Here is an 18551-nt window from a genome sequence, read left to right as displayed (position 1 = left end):
TCGGAATAAGAGGCAGAAAAGATCAACCGGCACAAGACCGGGGTCGCAAACGAAACACAGGCGGACAGAGCGATGACACTCAATCTCACCATGCCCGACACGCGGCAGGAACTGAAACCGCGCATCACCGTCTTCGGCGTCGGTGGAGCGGGCGGCAACGCAGTCAACAACATGATCGACCAGCAGCTGGATGGCTGCGAATTCGTGGTCGCCAACACCGATGCCCAGGCGCTGGCGCAGTCCAAGGCGCCCGGCAAGGTGCAGATGGGCGCCCGCGTGACCGAAGGCCTGGGTGCCGGTGCGCGCCCCGCCGTCGGCGCAAGCGCTGCCGAAGAGTCGATCGAGGAAATCGTCGATCATCTCGCAGGCGCGCACATGGCTTTCATCACCGCCGGCATGGGCGGTGGCACCGGCACGGGCGCCGCGCCGATCATCGCGCAAGCCGCACGGGAGTTGGGCGTTCTGACCGTGGGTGTCGTCACCAAGCCGTTCCAGTTTGAAGGCTCCAAGCGGATGCGGCAGGCCGATGAAGGCATCGAGCAGCTGCAAAAGGTGGTCGATACCCTCATCATCATTCCCAACCAGAACCTGTTCCGGCTGGCCAATGAGAAGACCACCTTCACCGAAGCCTTCGCGATGGCCGACGACGTCCTGTACCAGGGCGTGAAAGGCGTGACCGATCTGATGGTGCGCCCCGGCCTTATCAACCTCGACTTCGCGGACGTGCGCGCCGTGATGAACGAGATGGGCAAGGCCATGATGGGCACCGGCGAAGGCGAGGGCGAGAGCCGCGCATTGCAGGCCGCCGAGAAGGCAATCGCGAACCCGCTGCTCGACGAGATCAGCCTCAAAGGGGCCCGCGGCGTTCTGATCAACGTCACCGGCGGCTACGACCTGACCTTGTTCGAACTGGACGAGGCCGCGAACCGCATTCGCGAAGAAGTCGACGAAGAGGCCAACATCATCGTCGGCTCGACGCTGGACCAGACGATGGAAGGCCAGATGCGCGTTAGCGTCGTTGCGACCGGCATCGATGTCTCGGAACAGGCAGCGCAGGAACCGGCGCGTCAGAATTATGCGTCCTACCGCTCGGGTGCCGCTCCGGCTCCGAAACCGGCGGCTCCCGCCCCGGCCGTGGCCGAGGTGGAGCCCGAACCCGCGGATATGCCCGAGCTGACCGAAGAGCATCCCGAACCGTCGCTGTTCGAAAGCTTTGCCCCCGGCAAGGTGGAGGAGCCCGGCTTCGACGACGTCGCGGAAGACGATGTTCCGGCCCCGGCCTATCGTCCCGCCCCGCGCCCCGCGGCCAGCGCTCCGCGCCCGGCCCCGATGCCTGTTCAGAACGCCGAAGACGGCTCGGACTACGTGGCGCCGAAACCGGTGCCGGCCGGCGCCCCGACGCCCGAAGCCCTGGCCCGCCTGCGCGCGGCGATCCAGAAGGACGCCCCCCGCCCGGCAGAGCCTGCCCCCCAGGCGCAGCACCAGGCCGAAGGCCACGGAAAGTCCCGCTTCGGCATCAACAGCCTGATCAACCGCATGACCGGACATGGCGACGAGGGGCCGGCCCCGGTCGAGCGTCGGGCGCAGCCGCGCATGCAGGCGCCGCGCCCGCAGCCGGTATCCGTCCCGCAACCGGCCCGTGCCGAGGAAAGCGCAGTTGATCCCGAGCAGGAGCGGATCGAGATCCCGGCGTTCCTGCGTCGCCAAGCCAACTGAATCGAGTCATATTTGCAACAAAGGGGCCAGCCATGCGCTGGCCCTTTATCCTTTTATTTCCGGGTGTTGGGGGTGTTTGGGCGGGATTTTGCCGACAGGGTCCAGGTTTGTTGCAATGCGTCATAAACCTTGAATTGTCTCTTTCCCGGCGCGCCTGTACCCCCTTTCTTCAAGCAAAGCTGCATTGGGCGCAAAGGCTCGCAGCGCAGGCCCAGAAGCTGCACCGAGCATGATGGCAGCCAGGCCGAAGGAAATGGGACGAGGGACGAGATGCAGGCAACCATCCGCCATTCTGTCAGCTTTACCGGAACGGGTCTTCACACCGGGCGTCTTGTCCGCATGTCGATCCAGCCGCAGGCCGCCGACATGGGGATCTGGTTCCGTCGCAGCGACCTGCCCGGGTCGGCCTTGATCCCCGCACGCTACGACCGCGTTCCCGAAAGCCGTCTTTGTACCAAGCTTCTCGGCGAAGATGGTGTGGAAATCTCGACCATCGAGCATGTGATGGCCGCGCTCGCCGGGTGCGGCATCCACAACGCGCTGGTCGAAGTGGACGGGCCGGAAATGCCGATCCTCGATGGCTCGGCCGCGCCCTTCGTGCGCGCGATCCTTGATGCGGGGATCCAGCGCCAGTCTTCCGCGATCCATGCCATCGCTGTGACCCGGCCCATCGAGGTGCGGGAAGGGGACGCTTTTGCCCGTCTCGACCCGTCCGAGGGGTTGGAGATGGATTTCGCGATCGAGTTCGCGGATGCTGCCATCGGTCGCCAGCGCCGCGTTGCCAATCTCGCCAATGGCCGCTTCGTGCGCGAGTTGTGCGACAGCCGCACCTTCTGCCGGCAGGCGGATGTCGACGCGATGCGCGCGGCGGGCCTTGCCCTCGGGGGCACTTACGACAACGCCGTGGTCGTCGATGGTGACATCGTGCTGAGCCCCGGTGGCTTCCGGCATGCGGATGAGGCCGTACGTCACAAGATGCTGGACGCGCTTGGCGATCTCTACCTCGCCGGGGCACCGATCCTCGCGCGATACACCGGTGAACGCGCGGGCCATATGCTGACCAACCGTCTGCTGCGCGCGCTGTTTGCCGAACCGGGCGCGACGCGCGTCGTCGAATGCGACACGACCCTGGCCGCGCGCCTGCCGGGCATGGGTGTGAATGTCGCCGACCTGGCGCATGTCGCCTGAGCCGACACGGCGGTGAAGCGCTTGGCGCAGGCCGTGACGATTTCAAGCGTTTTGCCCCTAAAAGGAATGTGCTAGACGCAATCCGACAGCGCTCGGACGCGGGCGCGAAACGGACGTTACGACCTTGGGGAATGCGCGGATGCTGCTGAGAGAGCCTTCCATCCTGACACAAGCGGCGCGGCGCGCGGCGCTGGTTGCCGTTGTTGCGGCGGTTGCGGCCTGCGGCGGCGGCGATGGCGGTGGCCTGTTCGGTGGCGGCGGCGGTGGCCTTTTCGCCTCGCGTAACGCCACGGTTCCGCTGGAAGAAATGGATGCCCAATCCATCTTCGAACAGGCCGAGTTCGAATTGGAATCCGGCAACCCCGATGACGCGGCGGTCCTCTTTGCCGAGGTCGAGCGCCTGCATCCCTATTCGGAATGGGCCAAGCGCGGCCTGATCATGGCGGCCTTCGCCTATCACCAGGACGAGGATTATGAGAACGCGCGCCTCGCGGCGCAGCGCTACCTCGATTTCTACCCCGCCGAAGAGGATGCGGCTTACGCGCAATACCTGATGGCCTTGAGCTACTACGACCAGATGGACCAGATCGGCAACGATCAGGGGATCACCTACCTGGCCTTGCAGGAACTGCGCAACGTCATCGAACGCTACCCGGATAGCGAATACGTTCAGGACGCCGTGCTGCGCTTTGACCTTGCCTTCGACCAGTTGGCCGCAAGCGAGATGGAAGTGGGGCGCTACTACCTCCGCCGCCAGCATTACACGAGCGCGATCAACCGCTTCCGTGTCGTGGTCGAAGAATTCCAGACCACCAGCCATACGCCCGAAGCGCTCTTGCGCCTGGTTGAGGCCTACCTTGCGCTTGGCCTGACGGACGAGGCCCAGACGGCGGGCGCCATCCTTGGCTACAACTTCCGCGGCTCGCCTTTCTATGACGATGCCTTCCGTCAGCTGACGGGGCAGGGCCTGACGGACGAGGCCGCGGGCGAAAGCTGGCTGCGCGAGATCTGGGATCAGACCGTGCGGGGCGACTGGCTGTAAGTCGGGCGGCAGGCTTGCGCTTGCCCCCGCTTGGCTGGATGGTGCGCCCATGCTGAGGCATCTCGACATCCGTGACATGCTGATCATCGACCGGCTGGAACTTGCGTTTCAGCCGGGTCTCAACGTGCTGACGGGCGAAACGGGCGCGGGCAAGTCGATCCTGCTGGATGCGTTGGGCTTTGTGCTGGGCTGGCGCGGGCGGGCCGATCTGGTCCGTGCCGGGGCGGCACAGGGCGAAGTGGTGGCAGAGTTCCAGATCACCGAAGGCCACCCGGCCCGCGCCGTGCTGGAAGAGGCCGGTCTGCCGGTAAGCGACGAGTTGATCCTGCGGCGGGTCAACACGCCGGAGGGGCGCAAGACGGCCTGGGTCAATGATCGCCGCGCCTCGGGGGAAGTGCTGCGGCAACTGTCGGATGTGCTGGTGGAATTGCACGGGCAGCAGGATGACAAGGGCCTGCTCGACCCTAGGAACCACCGCGCGATGCTGGACGAATTCGGCGGTTTGCAGCCGCTGAAGGCCGAGGTGGCAGAGGCGTGGAGCGCGCGCAGCAAGGCGTCCCGCGCCTTGGCCGAGGCGGAAGCACGGCTGGCCGAGATGAAATCCGAGGAAGATTACCTGCGCCATGCCGTGGCCGAGTTGGACAAGCTCGACCCGCAGCCGGGCGAGGAGGGGGAGCTCGACCAGCGGCGGCGCCTGATGCAGGCGGCCGAGAAGATGCGCGAGGATGTCGCTCGTGCCAGGGCCGCGCTCGGGCTTGAGGGGGCCGAGGGGATGCTCTCGGATGCGCGCCGTTGGCTGGAGGGCGTGACGGATCGGGCCGAGGGTGGGTTGGACGCAGCCCTTGCCGCGCTGGAACGCGCGACGGTGGAACTGTCCGAGGCGCAATCGGCGGTCGAGGTGTTCGCCGACCAGTTGGTGTTCAATCCGGCGGAACTCGAAGAGGCCGAAGAACGGCTCTTCGCGCTGCGCGGCCTGTCGCGCAAGCACGGGGTGATGGCCGACGACCTCTCGGGTCTTGCCGATGATTTGCGCACCCGCTTGGGCCAGCTCGATGGTGGTGCCGAGGAAATATCGTCTCTGGCCAAGGCTTTGCAGGAGGCCGAGGCCACCTTTGCCGCCGCCGCCGCCCGCCTGACCGAGGCGCGCGTCGATGCCGCCGGTCGGTTGGACGCGGCGATGGCCCGCGAACTTGGACCATTGAAGATGGAACGCGCGGTCTTCACCACCGAGGTCGCACCGGCCGATCCCGGCCCCACCGGCACCGACGCCGTCACGTTCACGGTGGCCACAAACCCCGGCGCGCCGGCCGGACCGCTCAACCGCATCGCGTCGGGCGGGGAGTTGTCGCGCTTCCTCCTGGCGCTGAAGGTCTGCCTGACCCATGACGACAGCGGCCTGACGATGATCTTCGACGAGATCGACCGCGGGGTCGGCGGCGCGACCGCCGATGCGGTGGGCCGTAGGCTCGCGGCCCTGGCCGAGGGCGGACAGGTTCTGGTCGTCACCCACTCGCCGCAGGTGGCCGCGCTTGGCGCGCATCACTGGCGGGTGGCAAAGGATGTCGAGGGCGGGGTGACCACCAGCCGGGTCGTGCCGCTGGCCCCGGACGACCGCATCGACGAGGTGGCGCGGATGCTGGCGGGGGATACGATCACCGACGCCGCGCGGGACGCGGCGCGCGCGCTGTTGTCTGGGGCTTAACGAGATCTGCGATAATCCTTGGCCGCCAGACCGCTGCCGTCGCTGACATGGGTTTCCGCCCCCGGCACGATATCCGTGTTCTGCGCCGAAACGGCCAGCCAATCCGCCCCGCGACGTTCAAGGACGAAGCTGAAGATGGTGCTGCGCGCGCCTGCCTCGGACCCATCCGGCGCGCGTTGTCCGCTCAGCCGGACGCGCTGATGCAGCAGCAGGTGATGCGGCCCGAGCGGGCGCAGCTTGCGCCGTCCGGGCGCAAGCCGTGTCTCGGCGAAGAAGCTGTCGAGCGCATATTGATGCGCGCGGGCGATGGCGCCGCGGTCTTCCCACCAGATGCCGACGACATTGACGAAATCGGCGTCCGGCGCGAACAGATCGGCCAAGGCCTGACCATCGCGCGCATGCCACGCCGCGACGAAGCGCGCCACGAAAGCATCTGCCACGGCCTCGGCATCTTCGGGTCCAGTGTCCATGCCGACACAGATGGACCGCTGCCCCTTCCAAGGCAAGCGCCGCCTTTCCTTCGTCTTTTTGGCAAGCTACACGTCAAGTCGGCCTGACGGTGCCGGGTGCGGGAGGCGGCAGCGTGACAGGGCGAACGACCCGATCCTCCCCATGAAAGGGACAGCGCGGTGACCCAACCGCCCCAGAGCAAGGGTTTCCTGCAGACGCAGGCCCGTGATGCTGCCGCAGCCCTGCGCAACGGCTGGCGCGTCCTGTTGCAACGAGGGCCGAGCCAGGTCCAGTTCTGGTTCATCGCGCTGGTGATCGGTATCGCGGCCGGGTTCGCGGCCCTGTTCTTCCGCAAGGGGATCAACGCGCTGCAGCACACCCTTTACGGGGTCGAAGACGTGCGCCTGCTGCACAGCTTCGCGGAAAGCCTGCCGTGGTACCTGATCCTGCTGATCCCGGTTTGTGGCGGGCTGATCGTGGGCCTCTTGCTGCACTATTTCACGCCGGACGCGCGGGTCCGATCGGTCGCGGACGTGATCGAAGGCGCGGCGCTCGACAATGGGCGGGTGGAGCAGCGGGCGGGCCTTGTCTCGGCGCTGGCCTCGATGATCACGCTCGGATCGGGCGGATCGTCGGGCCGGGAGGGGCCGGTTGTCCACCTCGCCGCCGTCATCTCAAGCCGTGTCTCGGACTGGATCAAGGCGGATGGCGTCACCGGGCGTGACCTGTTGGGCTGTGCCGTCGCCGCGGCCGTCTCGGCCAGTTTCAACGCCCCGATCGCGGGCGCGCTTTTCGCGCTGGAGGTCGTGCTGCGGCATTTCGCGGTGCATTCCTTCGCGCCCATCGTCATCGCCTCGGTCGCCGGAACGGTCATCAACCGGCTGGAATTCGGTGACGTGACCGAGTTCAGCCTCGGGCCGGACGAAGCGCTGCAATTCTATGTCGAACTGCCCGCCTTCCTGATCCTCGGGCTGGTGTCTGGCCTGATCGCGGTCGCCTTCATGCGTGGCACCTTCTGGGCCGAGGATGTCGCCAACCACCTGCAACGCAAGACCGGTCTGCCGCGCTGGCTACGGCCTGCGGTGGCGGGGTTGCTGTTGGGTGCGCTGGCGATCTTCTTTCCGCATATCATCGGCGTGGGATACGAGACGACCTCGGCGGCGCTGACGGGCGAGTTGCTGCTCTACGAGGCGATCATCTTCGCCGCGCTCAAGGCCGTGGCCGCGACCATCACAATCGCCGGGCGGATGGGCGGCGGGGTCTTCTCGCCCTCGTTGATGCTGGGGGCTTTGTCGGGGCTGGCCTTCGGCCTGATCGCGACGGCCATCTTTCCCGACGTGTCCGGGTCGCAGACGCTCTATGCGCTGGCGGGCATGGGGGCGGTCGCAGCGGCCGTGCTCGGCGCGCCGATCTCCACCACGCTGATCGTGTTCGAACTGACCGGCGACTGGCAGACGGGCCTTGCGGTGATGGTGGCGGTGTCCCTCTCGACGGCTATCGCCTCGCGGCTGGTGCACCGATCCTTCTTCCTGACGCAACTGGAGCGGCGCAACATCCACCTTGCCGCCGGGCCGCAGGCCTACCTCCTGGTGATGTTCCGGGTGGGCAAGGTGATGCGCCCCATGGACCATGAAAACAGCGCGCCGCAGGAAAAGCTCCTGACGCTGGTCGAGCAGGGGATCTATACCGACACCAACGCAACGCTGGAGCGTGCCCTGCCGATCTTCGAGAATACGGGCCTCGATTACGTGCCGGTTGTCCAGCTTGCCCCGGGGGATGGCCCGCCCGCGCTGGAAGGCGCGTTGTTCCATGTCGATGCACTCAAGGCCTATAACCGCGCGTTGGCGGCGACGGCGGCCGAGGAACACAGCTAAGCTGCCGGTGTCTGGCATGCCGCCGATCCTGGTTGGGCAACGCGTTGTTTCTTTAAGCCAACCGTTCGAAAGGCTTGCCAGCCGCCCCTGGGCGCGGCCATGCTTGCCTCATGAATATTCGGGGGCGTCTGGCCGCATATGCCGCGGCACTGTTTTCAACGCTGGTGATGTGCCTGTCATCCGCGCCGGTCCAGGCACAGGGCGGGGCAGAGCTTGCCCGAAGCACGCTGTCGCGGATCCCGCAAGCCGCCCTATCGGGCGCGTCAGAGGCAATCGTGATCGGTGTGGGCAATGGCGACGCCGTGCGCTGGCCCGCGGTGCGCGGCGCGCAGATCGGCGCCAATCCCAATACGCCGAACCTGTTCTCGGCGATCCGCAGCGCCTCGCCCCTGCAAATGCGGGTCTGGCAAGAGTTCACCGACGACGAGGTGCGCGAGGCCAGCGGCATGAACCCGTCGGACTGGATCACGACATTCGAGGTCGCGTCCGGTGATATCCGCCTCGGGGGGATGGAGATCCACCCCGACAGTTCCATGCGACTGCGCGGCAACCTCTTCGGCAACGGGTTCGAGATGGGCGAGCGGGGGGGCGTCACCGTCATGTGGCGCGGCGATGCCGATTACGAGGCCGCCGAGGCGCGCGTCGATCCGGCCAACCCGTTCGGTGGGGACAGGGGGCTTTCGACCCGTTTCGCGATCTACGATGACCGGATGCTCTGGGCCACCGGCTGGCCGACGCTGGACGCGGCCATGGCCCCGTCCGGGGCAAGCCTTGCTGCCATGCCCGAGGTCGAGGCGCTGCTGTCTGGCCTTGCACGGGCGGGCAACCTCGGCGTTGCGGCCTCGGTGCGGATCTGGCTTCGCAATGGCGGCACGCTGCCGATTGCCAATGCGGACGCAGCGGCGCTCGAAGGCCTGTTGCTCAGCGACGCGGCCGCGCGCGAGAACGAAGGCGCGGCGCTCGTCTTGCTATTTGCACCGGGTACGGACCTGGATGGTCTGGATACGCGCCTGTCCGAGGCCTGGCCGATCCTTCATGCCGGAAGCATCACCGAGCCCCCGAGCATCACCCTCAGCCCCGGCGCACAGCCAACCGTGACGATCTCGCTGAATGGCGGCTGGGGCGAGGATGGAGCGGCCACGAATGGCGCCTATGACACGCTGGTTTCGGCGCTTGAGGGCGGGCGCCTCGGCTTCCTGCTGTCGCAATAAGCGGCACCCGGACGGCCAGGTTACAGCTGCTCCACCGTTACCTTGTCGCTGTAGAAGGCGATGTGATCGCGGATGCCTGCCACGCGCTCGATCGGGTCCTCGTAGCTCCAGGCCGCGTCGGGGATGTCACCGGCTGCCGTGGAGACGGTGTAATAGGTGGCCTGACCCTTGAACGGGCACCGCGTGGTCGAGTCGGTCTTTTCCAGAAACGCCATGCCGACGTCGGCGCGGGGGAAATAGATCACCGCGGGCATGTCGCCTTCGGTCAGTTCCTTGGCATCCGAGGATTCCGCCACGACGGCACCACCTGCACGGACCACCCATGTGCCCGTCGCGTTCCTGATCTTGATATGCTCGCCCATCACGGTCCCCTCCACTGTTCTTGAGGCTGCTTATAGCCTCCGCTCCCGGCTTTGCCCATGTTCTGTGACAGGGGCGTGTCAAACCGGCGCGGTTGCCTGCGCCAGCCACGCAGCCGCTGCCCCATCGAGGCGCGGCCCGATCCGCCGCGCGACGCCCTCATGATAGCTGTTGAGCCAAGCGCGCTCGGCTGGCGACAGCATGTCGGCCATGACAAGGCGCCGGTCGATCGGGGCCCAGGTCAGCGTCTCGAATCCGAGCAGCGCGCGATGCGCATCGCCGCCCGGGGGTGTGTCGGCCTCGGTCACGACGACGAGGTTCTCGATCCGGATGCCAAAGGCCCCCTCGCGATAGTATCCCGGTTCGTTCGACAGGATCATCCCGGGCTCCAGCGGCAGCGTCGAAACACGGCTGAGCCGTTGCGGCCCTTCATGCACGCTGAGATAGACACCGACACCATGCCCCGTGCCATGGTCGAAATCGCGGCCCGCAGCCCAGAGCGGCGCGCGGGCGAGCGCGTCGAGGTGCCCGCCTGTCACCCCCTTGGGGAAGCGCGCCCGGTGGATGGCGATCATGCCCTGCAACACCTCGGTGAAGGCTGTCTTCTCCTCGTCGCCAACCTCGCCTACGGGCAGGGTGCGGGTGATGTCGGTGGTCCCATCCTCGTATTGGCCGCCGCTGTCGATCAGGAACAACTGGCCCGGAAGGACCCGCGCATTGGTTTCTTCTGTCACGCGGTAATGCACGATGGCGCCATGCGCGCCGGCCCCCGCGATGGTGTCGAAGCTGATATCCTTCAACGCGCCCGTCTCGGCGCGGAAGGCTTCGAGCGCCCGCACGCAATCGATCTCGGTCAGGTTGCCCTTGGGCGCCTCGGTATCGAACCAATGCAGGAACCGCGCCACCGCCGCGCCGTCGCGCAAATGCGCCTCGGTCGTGGCCCTGATTTCGGCCGGCGTCTTTTTCGCCTTGGGCAAGAGGCAGGGATCGGCCGCTTTCGCGATCTCGACGCCGGCCTCTTCCAGAACCTGCGCCACCCGCACCGGCGCGGTCGCCGGATCCACGCGCACGGGTCCCGTGAGGTTGGCCAAGGCCGCGTCGAATGCCTCCCAGCCGAGGACCGTGACCGCCGGGTCCGGTCCCAGCCCTTTGAGTTTCGCCGGATCGGTGAACACCGTCACACGGGCGTCGTCCTCGATGATCGCGAAGGCCTGCGTGACCGGCAGATGCGGCAGGTCACCGCCACGGATGTTCAAGAGCCACGCGATGGAGTCCGGCAGGGTCAGAATCGCGGCGCACTGGCCCTCTTCCCGAAGAAGCGCCGCGATCTCCCCGCGCTTCTCGCCCGAGGTCTTCCCGGCATACTTGACCGGGTAGCCGCGAGCCGGTTCGGTCGGAGGGGCAGGGCGGTCGGTCCAGATCGCATCGACCGGGTTCGCGATGGGGCGCAGGCTGATCTGCCGTTTCGCCAGGGCCACCTCCAATCGATCGATCTCCGACGAGCTGTGCAGCCACGGGTCATAGCCGATCACACCGCCCCCCGGCACATGGTCGAGCAGCCAATCCTCCAGCTTGGTCTCGGGCCAGTCGACCGGGGTGAAGGCGCCCGTGTCCACCTGCGCCTTCACCTGCACCCGGTAGCGTCCGTCGACGAATACACCGGCGACGTCGGGCAGAACCGCGCAGAACCCGGCCGACCCGGTGAACCCGGTCAGCCAAGACAGGCGCTCGTCACGGGCGGCGACATATTCCCCCTGGTGTCGATCCGCGCGCGGCACCAGACAGCCGGTCACGCCATCCTGCGCAAGATGCGCGCGCAACCGTGCCAGCCGCTTCGGCCCGTCCTCGGGCCGCGTTGTCGCTGAAAACTCCTGAAACATTGCCACCTTTCCCCGCACCAGACAGGAGGGCGCTGTCCCACCCCATCTTTATCCCAGAAATATGCACGCGCGGACCGCGCGCGCTCGGCAAGGGGCTCGATGCCCCTTGTCGAGCGGTCTCCTGCGACGGGTGTCCCCAGTCGCGACCGTCAACTCGCCCGTTTCATGCCCATCACGCGGGCGCGCGCCCGCGGGTCGCTGTCAAACAGCGAGGCCAGTTGCTCGGTGATCGCGCCGGCCAGCTGTTCGGCATCGGTGATCGTCACCGCGCGTTCGTAATAGCGCGTTACGTCATGGCCGATCCCGATCGCCAGCAGTTCCACCGCGCGGCGCTTCTCGACCATGGCGATCACGTCGCGCAGGTGCTTTTCAAGGTAATTCGCCGGGTTCACGCTGAGGGTGCTGTCATCCACCGGCGCCCCGTCCGAGATCACCATCAGGATCTTGCGTGCCTCGGGCCGGTTCAGCATCCGCCGATGCGCCCATTCCAGCGCCTCGCCGTCGATGTTTTCCTTCAGCAGCCCCTCTTTCATCATCAGGCCAAGATTGTCACGCACTCGCCGCCAGGGCGCATCGGCTGGCTTGTAGATGATGTGGCGCAGGTCGTTCAGGCGTCCGGGTTGCTGCGGCCGTCCCTCGGCCAGCCATTCCTCGCGCGACTTGCCGCCTTTCCAGGCGCGGGTGGTGAAGCCGAGGATCTCGACCTTCACGCCGCAGCGTTCCAACGTGCGCGCCAGCACGTCGGCGCAGATCGCCGCGATCGAGATCGGCCGCCCGCGCATCGAGCCGGAATTGTCCAGAAGCAGCGTCACCACCGTGTCGCGGAACTCGGTATCCTGCTCGACCTTGAAGCTGAGCGGCGTCGTCGGGTTGGCCACCACGCGCGCAAGGCGTCCGGCATCGAGAATGCCTTCCTCGCGGTCGAAATCCCACGACCGGTTCTGTTGCGCCTGCAAGCGGCGCTGCAGCTTGTTGGCGAGGCGACTGACCGCGCCTTTCAGCGGGTCGAGTTGCTGGTCGAGATAGGCGCGCAGGCGTTCCAGCTCCTGCGGCTCGGCCAACTCGCTGGCCTCGATCTCTTCGTCATGCTCGGTCGTGTAAACCTTGTAATCGGGGTCCGCGTCGGAATGGGGCTGCGGCGGGGGCGGCTCCAGCGGGGCCTCGCCTTCGGGCAGTTCCTGTTCTTCCGCCTCCTCCATGTCGCCCTGGTCGTCCATCTCGACCTGGGCCTGGCTGGCATCCTGTTGCTCGTCCTGGCTGCGTTCCGGGCTGGCCTCGGCGTCGTCTTCCTGGCTGTCGTCTTCGCCCGTGGAGTCGGGTTGATCCTCTTCCGACTCGTCCCCGGCTTCTTCCTCGCTCTCGTCGTCCAGATCGTCCGGGTCTTCGCCCAGCTGGTCGCCATAGCCGAGGTCCTGGATCATCTGGCGCGCGAACTTGGCAAAGGCGGTCTGGTCGGACAGCACCTCGGACAGATCGCCAAGGCGGTCGTCGCAGCGATCCTCGATGAAGCCGCGCCACAGTTCCATCACGTTGGCAGCCTCGGGCGGCAGGTCGCGCCCGGTGGCAAGATGCCGGATCAGGTAGCCCGCGGCGGTGGCCAGCGGCGCATCGGCGGCTTCGCGCACCTCGCCATAGCCCTTGCGGCGGGCCTCGTGTCCGATCTTGGCGTCGATATTCTTGGCGGTGCCGGGCATGTCGCGCGCGCCCATCGCCTCGCAGCGGGCGGTTTCCATCGCGTCCATCAGGTCGCGGGCCATCGCCCCGGAGGGCGCGTAGCGCGCGGCCGTTCCCGCATCGTGATAGCGGTGGCGCAGGGCCAAGGCATCCGCGGTGCCCCGCGCCAGCAGAACCTCGTCGCGGGTCATGCGGCGGCTGATCTGGGGCAGCCGCACGCTGTCATTCGTCAGACCCGGCGGGTCGACGGTGTAGCTGACGGCCAGATCCGGGTCGTCGGCCATCACGCGGGTGGCTTCGGCCAGGGCCTTCTTGAACGGCTCTGCGGGGTTGTCTGAGGTCGGTTTCGCCATGGCGTGGAATGTGGACCGCGAATAGGCCGAGGGCAAGGTGGCTCGCGCGCTATTCCTCGCCGTCAGCGTCGTATTTCGGAGGGGGTGAGCAGCAAGCCACGGATGTCAGGCCGCAAAGGCCTGTGCCCTGTCTCATTGATCGCCGTCTGGCGCCGCGTCCGCAGGTGCATCGCCGGCCAGCCGGTCGCGCAACGCGTTGCAGAACCCGAGATTGCCTTCGAGGTTCGCGTCGAACACCGTGCCGCTTTCGGCCTGGTTCGCCGTCATCCGGTCGAGATACAACTCTGTCGCCGCGTCGACCCACGGCACCACGACTTCGAAGGCGGCCTCCATATCCTCGGAGCCGGTCTCATCCTGCCAGACGAGGACCGAGAACACGGCCATGTCGGTTTCGCGCTCGGCGGCCATCCGCCCGACCTCGGTCTGCTCGCCGGCGTAAAGACGAAAGGCACGGAAGAGCGCGGTGCATTGCACCAATGTCTCGCCGGCCCCCGCTGCGGCCAAGGCGGCCCCCATCGCTTCGTCGAAACCTTCGGGGGCGGCCGGGGCTTCGCTCATCTCTTGCGCGGTGGCGGGCAAGGCAAGGCAGAGCGCGCAGAGCGCCGCGCGGATCGGGGGGAGAGGCATGCAAAGTCCTTCGAAGGTCGGGTCGGTCGTGGGCCCCAGCCTAGCAGGCCCGCCACGAAACACCACCCAACGCGGTCAGGTCAGTCGCGCGCACCAGTCGATGCGGGACCCGCCGCTGTAGCGCACCGCCAACCCCTCGGCGATCAGGGTGCGCCCGACATCCACCCCGTCAAGACGCAGCTGCACGAGGCGGCGGTCGTAGCGGTCGACGCCGCCCAGTCGCGCGTCGACGCGCGCGGCATTGCGCAAAAGCTGACGCAACCGGTCGGTCGCGCGCCGGGCAAGCTCCGCCTCTTCCCGGCATCCGGGCTGATAGCTTTCGGGCGTGTCATACCCGGTCAGACGGGCGCGAAACCGGCCTTCTGTCGCACAGGTCATATCCACCGTGTCGCCATCGACCACGTTGGTCACGCGGCATGCGTCACCGTCTTCGGATACGGGTGGCAGGCCTGGTGTGCAGGAGGCAACGGCCAGTACGACGGCAACCGAACCGGCAAAAAGAAAACGGGCAAGAGAACCACTCATGCCCGTTTCTTAACAGATCGTTAACGGTTGGCCAGCCGTTCCAGCCGGACCGTGCGTCGGGTCAGCCGAGGCTCATCGAGGCGGCGCTTTCCGGCAGTTCCTCGTCGAAGCAACGCTGGTAGAACTCGGCCACGGTCTGGCGTTCAAGCTCGTCGCACTTGTTGAGGAAGGACACGCGGAACGCATAGCCCACGTCGCGGAAGATCTCGGCGTTCTGGGCCCATGTGATCACCGTCCGCGGGCTCATCACCGTCGACAACTCGCCATTCATGAAGGCCGTGCGCGTCAGGTCGGCCACGGTTACCATCTGGCTGACAGTGCGGCGTCCCTTCTCGGTGTTGTAATGTGGGTTCTTCGACAGAACGATCGCGGTTTCCGCATCGTGGCTGAGGTAGTTCAGCGTGGCCACCAGCGACCAGCGGTCCATCTGCGCCTGGTTGATCTGTTGCGTGCCGTGATAAAGGCCGGTCGTGTCGCCCAGGCCCACCGTGTTGGCCGTCGCGAACAGGCGGAAATACGGGTGCGGTGTGATGATCTCGTTCTGGTCGAGCAGGGTCAGCTTGCCGTCATGCTCAAGAACACGCTGGATCACGAACATCACGTCGGCGCGGCCCGCGTCGTATTCGTCGAACACGATGGCGACGGGGTTGCGCAGCGCCCAGGGCAGGATGCCCTCGTGGAACTCGGTCACCTGCTTGCCGTCGCGCAGCTTGATCGCGTCCTTGCCGATCAGGTCGATCCGGCTGATGTGACTGTCGAGGTTCACGCGAACGGCGGGCCAGTTGAGGCGCGCTGCGACCTGTTCGATATGGGTCGATTTGCCCGTGCCGTGATAGCCCTGGATCATCACGCGGCGGTTATGGGCAAAGCCCGCAAGGATCGCCAGCGTCGTGTCGGGGTCGAACTTGTAGGTCGAGTCGAGGTCGGGCACGCGGTCGGTGGCTTCGGCAAAGCCCTTCACCTTCATGTCGGTATCGATCCCGAACACCTCGCGGACCGAGATCTCCTCGGTCGGTTTTGCATCCATGCTCAAGCTGCCATCGGCCATGTCGTCCTCGGGTGTTGCTGTCGGAAAGGGATCGAACCTGCTGGTGGTGCAACATATTGCTTGGGGCTGCAAGGGGAAGGGGTGGTTTGCGCCCGCAGCGGGGGCTGGTGAATCGCCACCGGGCGTGATCTTTTGCGCCCATGGAAGCGCGCGACGATCTTGAAAACCTGCTGGCACGGGTGGCCCTTGGGGACCGCGCGGCCTTTTCCGCGCTTTATGATGCCACGTCCGCGAAACTTTTCGGCACCTGCCTTCGTGTCCTCAAGGTAAGGGCTGAAGCCGAAGAAGTCCTGCAAGAGGTGTATGTCCTGATCTGGCAAAAGGCGGAGCGCTACCAGGTCACGGGGCACAGCCCGATGACATGGCTGATCACGCTGGCGCGCAACCGTGCTATCGACCGGCTGAGGGCGCGTAAGCCCTCGACCGAGATCGACGATGCCCTGCCGCTTGCGGATGCCGCCCCAGGACCTGAGGCGAAGGCGATTGCGGCAGGCGAGGCGCGGCGGGTCGTGGCCTGCATGGACGAATTGAAGGCGGACCGCGCCGCAGCCGTGCGCGGGGCCTATCTGGACGGGATGAGCTACGCCGATCTGGCCGAGCGTCACGCGGTGCCGCTCAATACGATGCGAACCTGGCTGCGCCGCAGCCTGCAACAGTTGAAGGAGTGCCTGTCGAGATGAGCGACCGTCCCGACATGATGGGCGGGGGGCTGGGCCCCGACGATGACGCGCTCGCCGCGGAGTACGCCCTCGGGCTGCTCGCACCCGGCGAGGCGCGGATCGTCGAGCAGCGCATGCTCGACGACCTGTCCATGCGGCGCGCGGTCGAAAGATGGCAGGCGCAGTTCGCCGGCATTGCCGAGGTCGAGGTCGACGCCATCTCGCCGCCCGATCATGTGAAGGCCGCCGTCGAGCGCAGACTCTTTGGCGAGGAAAGCGCCGCGTCACGGCCCACGCTCTGGCAGCGTGTCGGGTTCTGGCGCGCCTTGTCCGGTGTGAGCACCCTTGTCGCGGCGGTCGCCATTGGTTTCGCCATCCTTCCCGTGATCCAGCCACCCGAGCCGGGCCCGGACCCTGAGGCACCGGCCCAGGGCATCCCGCCCGGCACGATCCTGATGACGCACCTGATCCCCGTCGAAGGGTCGGGCCTTGGGCTGGCCCTCACGCGGGAACCCAATGGGACTTTGCGGGTCAACCGCGTGGCGGGCGCGCCGACACCGGGCCGCGAACAGCAACTGTGGCTGATCGTGGAGGGGCAGGACGCGCCCATCTCGCTTGGCCTTCTGGCCGAAGACCAGATCACCACTCTGACCCCGGACGGGGAGACGGCACGGCTTTTCGCAGCGGGCGCTTCCGTCGCGATCTCGGATGAGCCGCCCGGCGGGTCGCCCACCGGGCTGCCGACCGGGGCAATCCTCGCCCTCGGCACGCTCGTGCCGCTCTGATCGTACGGTCAAGCGGCCCTGCCTTGCCTCATCGGAAACCGCCAATCCCGGCCCGGCCAAGGGTCTGAAGTTTTTTTCCGACCCATCTGAAACTCCCGCCCACCCCCTCTCGTGGCTGCTGATATCTCCGGGACATGGAAACGCCCCGGTGACCAAAGCAACAGAGAGGACAACCACATGTTCACCCCCAAGACGCTTGCAGCCACCGCCACCGCCGTCATCCTTGGCGGCACTGCCTTGGCCCAATCCGTGCCCATGGTGGGCGGCGCGCCGATGTATCCCAACATGAATATCGTCGAGAATGCCGTGAACTCGGCCGACCACACCACGCTGATCACCGCCGTGCAGACCGCGGGCCTTGTCGATACGCTGGCAGGCGACGGCCCATTTACCGTGTTCGCGCCCACCAATGACGCCTTTGCCGCCTTGCCCGCAGGGTCGGTCGAGGCGCTGCTGGAGCCTGGCAACCGGGACCGCCTGATCGAGATCCTGACCTGCCACGTGGTGGCGGTCGAGGCCTTTTCCTCGGCGATCGCGGGCATGATCGCCGATGATGGCGGTGCACACCCGATCGACACGGTCGGCGGCTGTACCTTCACCGCGCGGATGCAGGGTGGACAGATCATGATCGAGGACGAGCAGGGCCGCACGGCCACCGTCACGCAGGCCGATGTCGATCAGTCCAATGGCGTGATCCACGTCATCGACACGGTGCTCTTGCCCGACGCGTAAACGCGCCGCGCAAGACACAGCCCGATCCGGCCCGGATTGCCCCGGGCCGGACGGCGGCCGAGGCGCGGGTCCAGTCCGCGCGTGTTTGTCCCCAACGTGGTGGTGCCGGGTCCCTTCGAACCAAGGGGGCCCCTCCCGGCGCCATCGCCTCGGCCGCCACCCTTTGAAACAAGGGGCGTCCTCCCCACATAACGAGCGAAAGGAGATCTCCATGATATCCAGACGCACGCTGATGAGCGCGGTGGGCGCGGCCCTGGCCGCAACGCCGTTCAGCACCCGCCATGCGCAAGCCGCCCTTGCCGAGGGGCCGTTCGAGATCACGCGTACCGAGGCAGAATGGCGCGCGATGCTAAGTGATGCGGAATACGCCGTTCTGCGCGAAGCCGCGACCGAGCGCGCCTATACCAGCCTCCTGAACGAAGAAACCCGCGAGGGCCTCTACCTTTGCCGGGGCTGCGACCTGCCGCTTTATTCCTCGGAAACCAAGTTCGACAGCGGCACGGGCTGGCCCAGCTTCTACGAGGCGCTGCCCGACGCCATCGGCACGATGGAGGACCGGTCCTTCCTGCTGATGGTGCGCACCGAATGTCATTGCGCCCGCTGCGGCAGTCACCTCGGCCATATCTTCGAGGATGGGCCCGAACCGACCGGGATGCGCCATTGCATCAACGGCGTGGCGCTGCGGTTTCAGCCCGCCTGAGCGGCAACGGCTGCACCGAAAAAGG

At 66.7% G+C, this 18551-nt stretch carries 17 protein-coding genes; 10 read left to right on the top strand and 7 right to left on the bottom strand.

The annotated features are described in order from the left end of the window. Positions 1-72: 72 nt before the first annotated feature. The 4 genes from ftsZ (at position 73) to recN (ending at position 5648) form a co-directional block, all read left to right on the top strand. Entirely contained in the window at positions 73-1716 is a 1644-nt protein-coding gene (ftsZ, locus tag KUV65_RS05565) for a cell division protein FtsZ (protein WP_222188332.1), read from the top strand. 270 nt (positions 1717-1986) lie between these two features. Then, positions 1987-2904, top strand: coding sequence for a UDP-3-O-acyl-N-acetylglucosamine deacetylase (gene lpxC, locus KUV65_RS05560; protein ID WP_222188330.1), 918 nt, complete (start codon positions 1987-1989; stop codon positions 2902-2904). A 139-nt stretch (positions 2905-3043) separates the two neighbouring features. After that, positions 3044-3946 carry an outer membrane protein assembly factor BamD gene (locus KUV65_RS05555; protein WP_222188328.1) on the top strand — a complete coding sequence of 301 codons (903 nt, stop codon included), beginning with the start codon at positions 3044-3046 and terminating at the stop codon, positions 3944-3946. 49 nt (positions 3947-3995) lie between these two features. Beyond that, entirely contained in the window at positions 3996-5648 is a 1653-nt protein-coding gene (gene recN, locus KUV65_RS05550) for a DNA repair protein RecN (protein ID WP_222188326.1), read from the top strand. Here recN and KUV65_RS05545 read toward each other — a convergent pair. Further along, positions 5645-6118: an SgcJ/EcaC family oxidoreductase gene (locus KUV65_RS05545; RefSeq protein WP_222188324.1), complete on the bottom strand. Its 474-nt coding sequence runs from the start codon at positions 6116-6118 to the stop codon at positions 5645-5647. The genes recN and KUV65_RS05545 overlap by 4 nt on opposite strands. Before the next feature lie 159 nt (positions 6119-6277). Between KUV65_RS05545 and KUV65_RS05540 the strand changes: the two genes are divergently transcribed. Both KUV65_RS05540 and KUV65_RS05535 read left to right on the top strand, forming a co-directional pair. Continuing rightward, complete coding sequence (locus tag KUV65_RS05540; RefSeq protein WP_222188323.1) at positions 6278-7972, top strand: chloride channel protein; 1695 nt, start codon at positions 6278-6280, stop codon at positions 7970-7972. A gap of 110 nt (positions 7973-8082) precedes the next feature. Next, positions 8083-9183, top strand: coding sequence for a hypothetical protein (locus KUV65_RS05535; protein ID WP_222188322.1), 1101 nt, complete (start codon positions 8083-8085; stop codon positions 9181-9183). A 20-nt stretch (positions 9184-9203) separates the two neighbouring features. Here KUV65_RS05535 and KUV65_RS05530 read toward each other — a convergent pair whose 3' ends face one another. The 6 genes from KUV65_RS05530 to cobS all read right to left on the bottom strand — a co-directional run bounded on the left by KUV65_RS05530 (position 9204) and on the right by cobS (position 15650). Further along, positions 9204-9545: a DUF427 domain-containing protein gene (locus KUV65_RS05530; protein WP_222188321.1), complete on the bottom strand. Its 342-nt coding sequence runs from the start codon at positions 9543-9545 to the stop codon at positions 9204-9206. Between the two features lie 78 nt (positions 9546-9623). Further along, the gene (locus KUV65_RS05525; protein WP_222188320.1) at positions 9624-11423 is read right to left on the bottom strand and encodes an aminopeptidase P family protein; all 1800 of its coding nucleotides are present in this window, start codon (positions 11421-11423) and stop codon (positions 9624-9626) included. A 149-nt stretch (positions 11424-11572) separates the two neighbouring features. Continuing rightward, positions 11573-13450, bottom strand: a complete 1878-nt coding sequence (gene cobT / locus KUV65_RS05520; protein WP_222188319.1) for a cobaltochelatase subunit CobT — start codon at positions 13448-13450, stop codon at positions 11573-11575. A gap of 132 nt (positions 13451-13582) precedes the next feature. After that, positions 13583-14077, bottom strand: a complete 495-nt coding sequence (locus tag KUV65_RS05515) for a hypothetical protein (protein WP_222188318.1) — start codon at positions 14075-14077, stop codon at positions 13583-13585. Between the two features lie 75 nt (positions 14078-14152). Continuing rightward, the gene (locus tag KUV65_RS05510; RefSeq protein ID WP_222188317.1) at positions 14153-14602 is read right to left on the bottom strand and encodes a thermonuclease family protein; all 450 of its coding nucleotides are present in this window, start codon (positions 14600-14602) and stop codon (positions 14153-14155) included. A 61-nt stretch (positions 14603-14663) separates the two neighbouring features. Beyond that, positions 14664-15650, bottom strand: coding sequence for a cobaltochelatase subunit CobS (cobS, locus tag KUV65_RS05505; protein ID WP_222188315.1), 987 nt, complete (start codon positions 15648-15650; stop codon positions 14664-14666). Positions 15651-15790: 140 nt separating this feature from the next. Between cobS and KUV65_RS05500 the strand changes: the two genes are divergently transcribed. The 4 genes from KUV65_RS05500 (at position 15791) to msrB (ending at position 18526) form a co-directional block, all read left to right on the top strand. Then, a complete protein-coding gene (locus KUV65_RS05500; protein WP_222188313.1) occupies positions 15791-16330 on the top strand; it encodes a sigma-70 family RNA polymerase sigma factor in 540 nt (179 codons plus the stop codon). Further along, positions 16327-17094 (top strand): anti-sigma factor, encoded by a 768-nt coding sequence (locus KUV65_RS05495; RefSeq protein ID WP_222188311.1) that lies wholly within the window; start codon positions 16327-16329, stop codon positions 17092-17094. The genes KUV65_RS05500 and KUV65_RS05495 overlap by 4 nt, the downstream gene beginning before the upstream one ends. 177 nt (positions 17095-17271) lie before the next feature. After that, complete coding sequence (locus KUV65_RS05490; RefSeq protein ID WP_222188309.1) at positions 17272-17826, top strand: fasciclin domain-containing protein; 555 nt, start codon at positions 17272-17274, stop codon at positions 17824-17826. A 211-nt stretch (positions 17827-18037) separates the two neighbouring features. After that, positions 18038-18526 (top strand): peptide-methionine (R)-S-oxide reductase MsrB, encoded by a 489-nt coding sequence (gene msrB / locus KUV65_RS05485; protein WP_222188307.1) that lies wholly within the window; start codon positions 18038-18040, stop codon positions 18524-18526. The last annotated feature ends 25 nt before the right edge of the window (positions 18527-18551 follow it).

The sequence above is a fragment of the Maritalea mobilis genome (assembly GCF_019800885.1).
Taxonomy (GTDB): domain Bacteria; phylum Pseudomonadota; class Alphaproteobacteria; order Rhodobacterales; family Rhodobacteraceae; genus Roseibacterium; species Roseibacterium beibuensis.
This window is presented reverse-complemented; position numbering and strand designations above follow the sequence as displayed.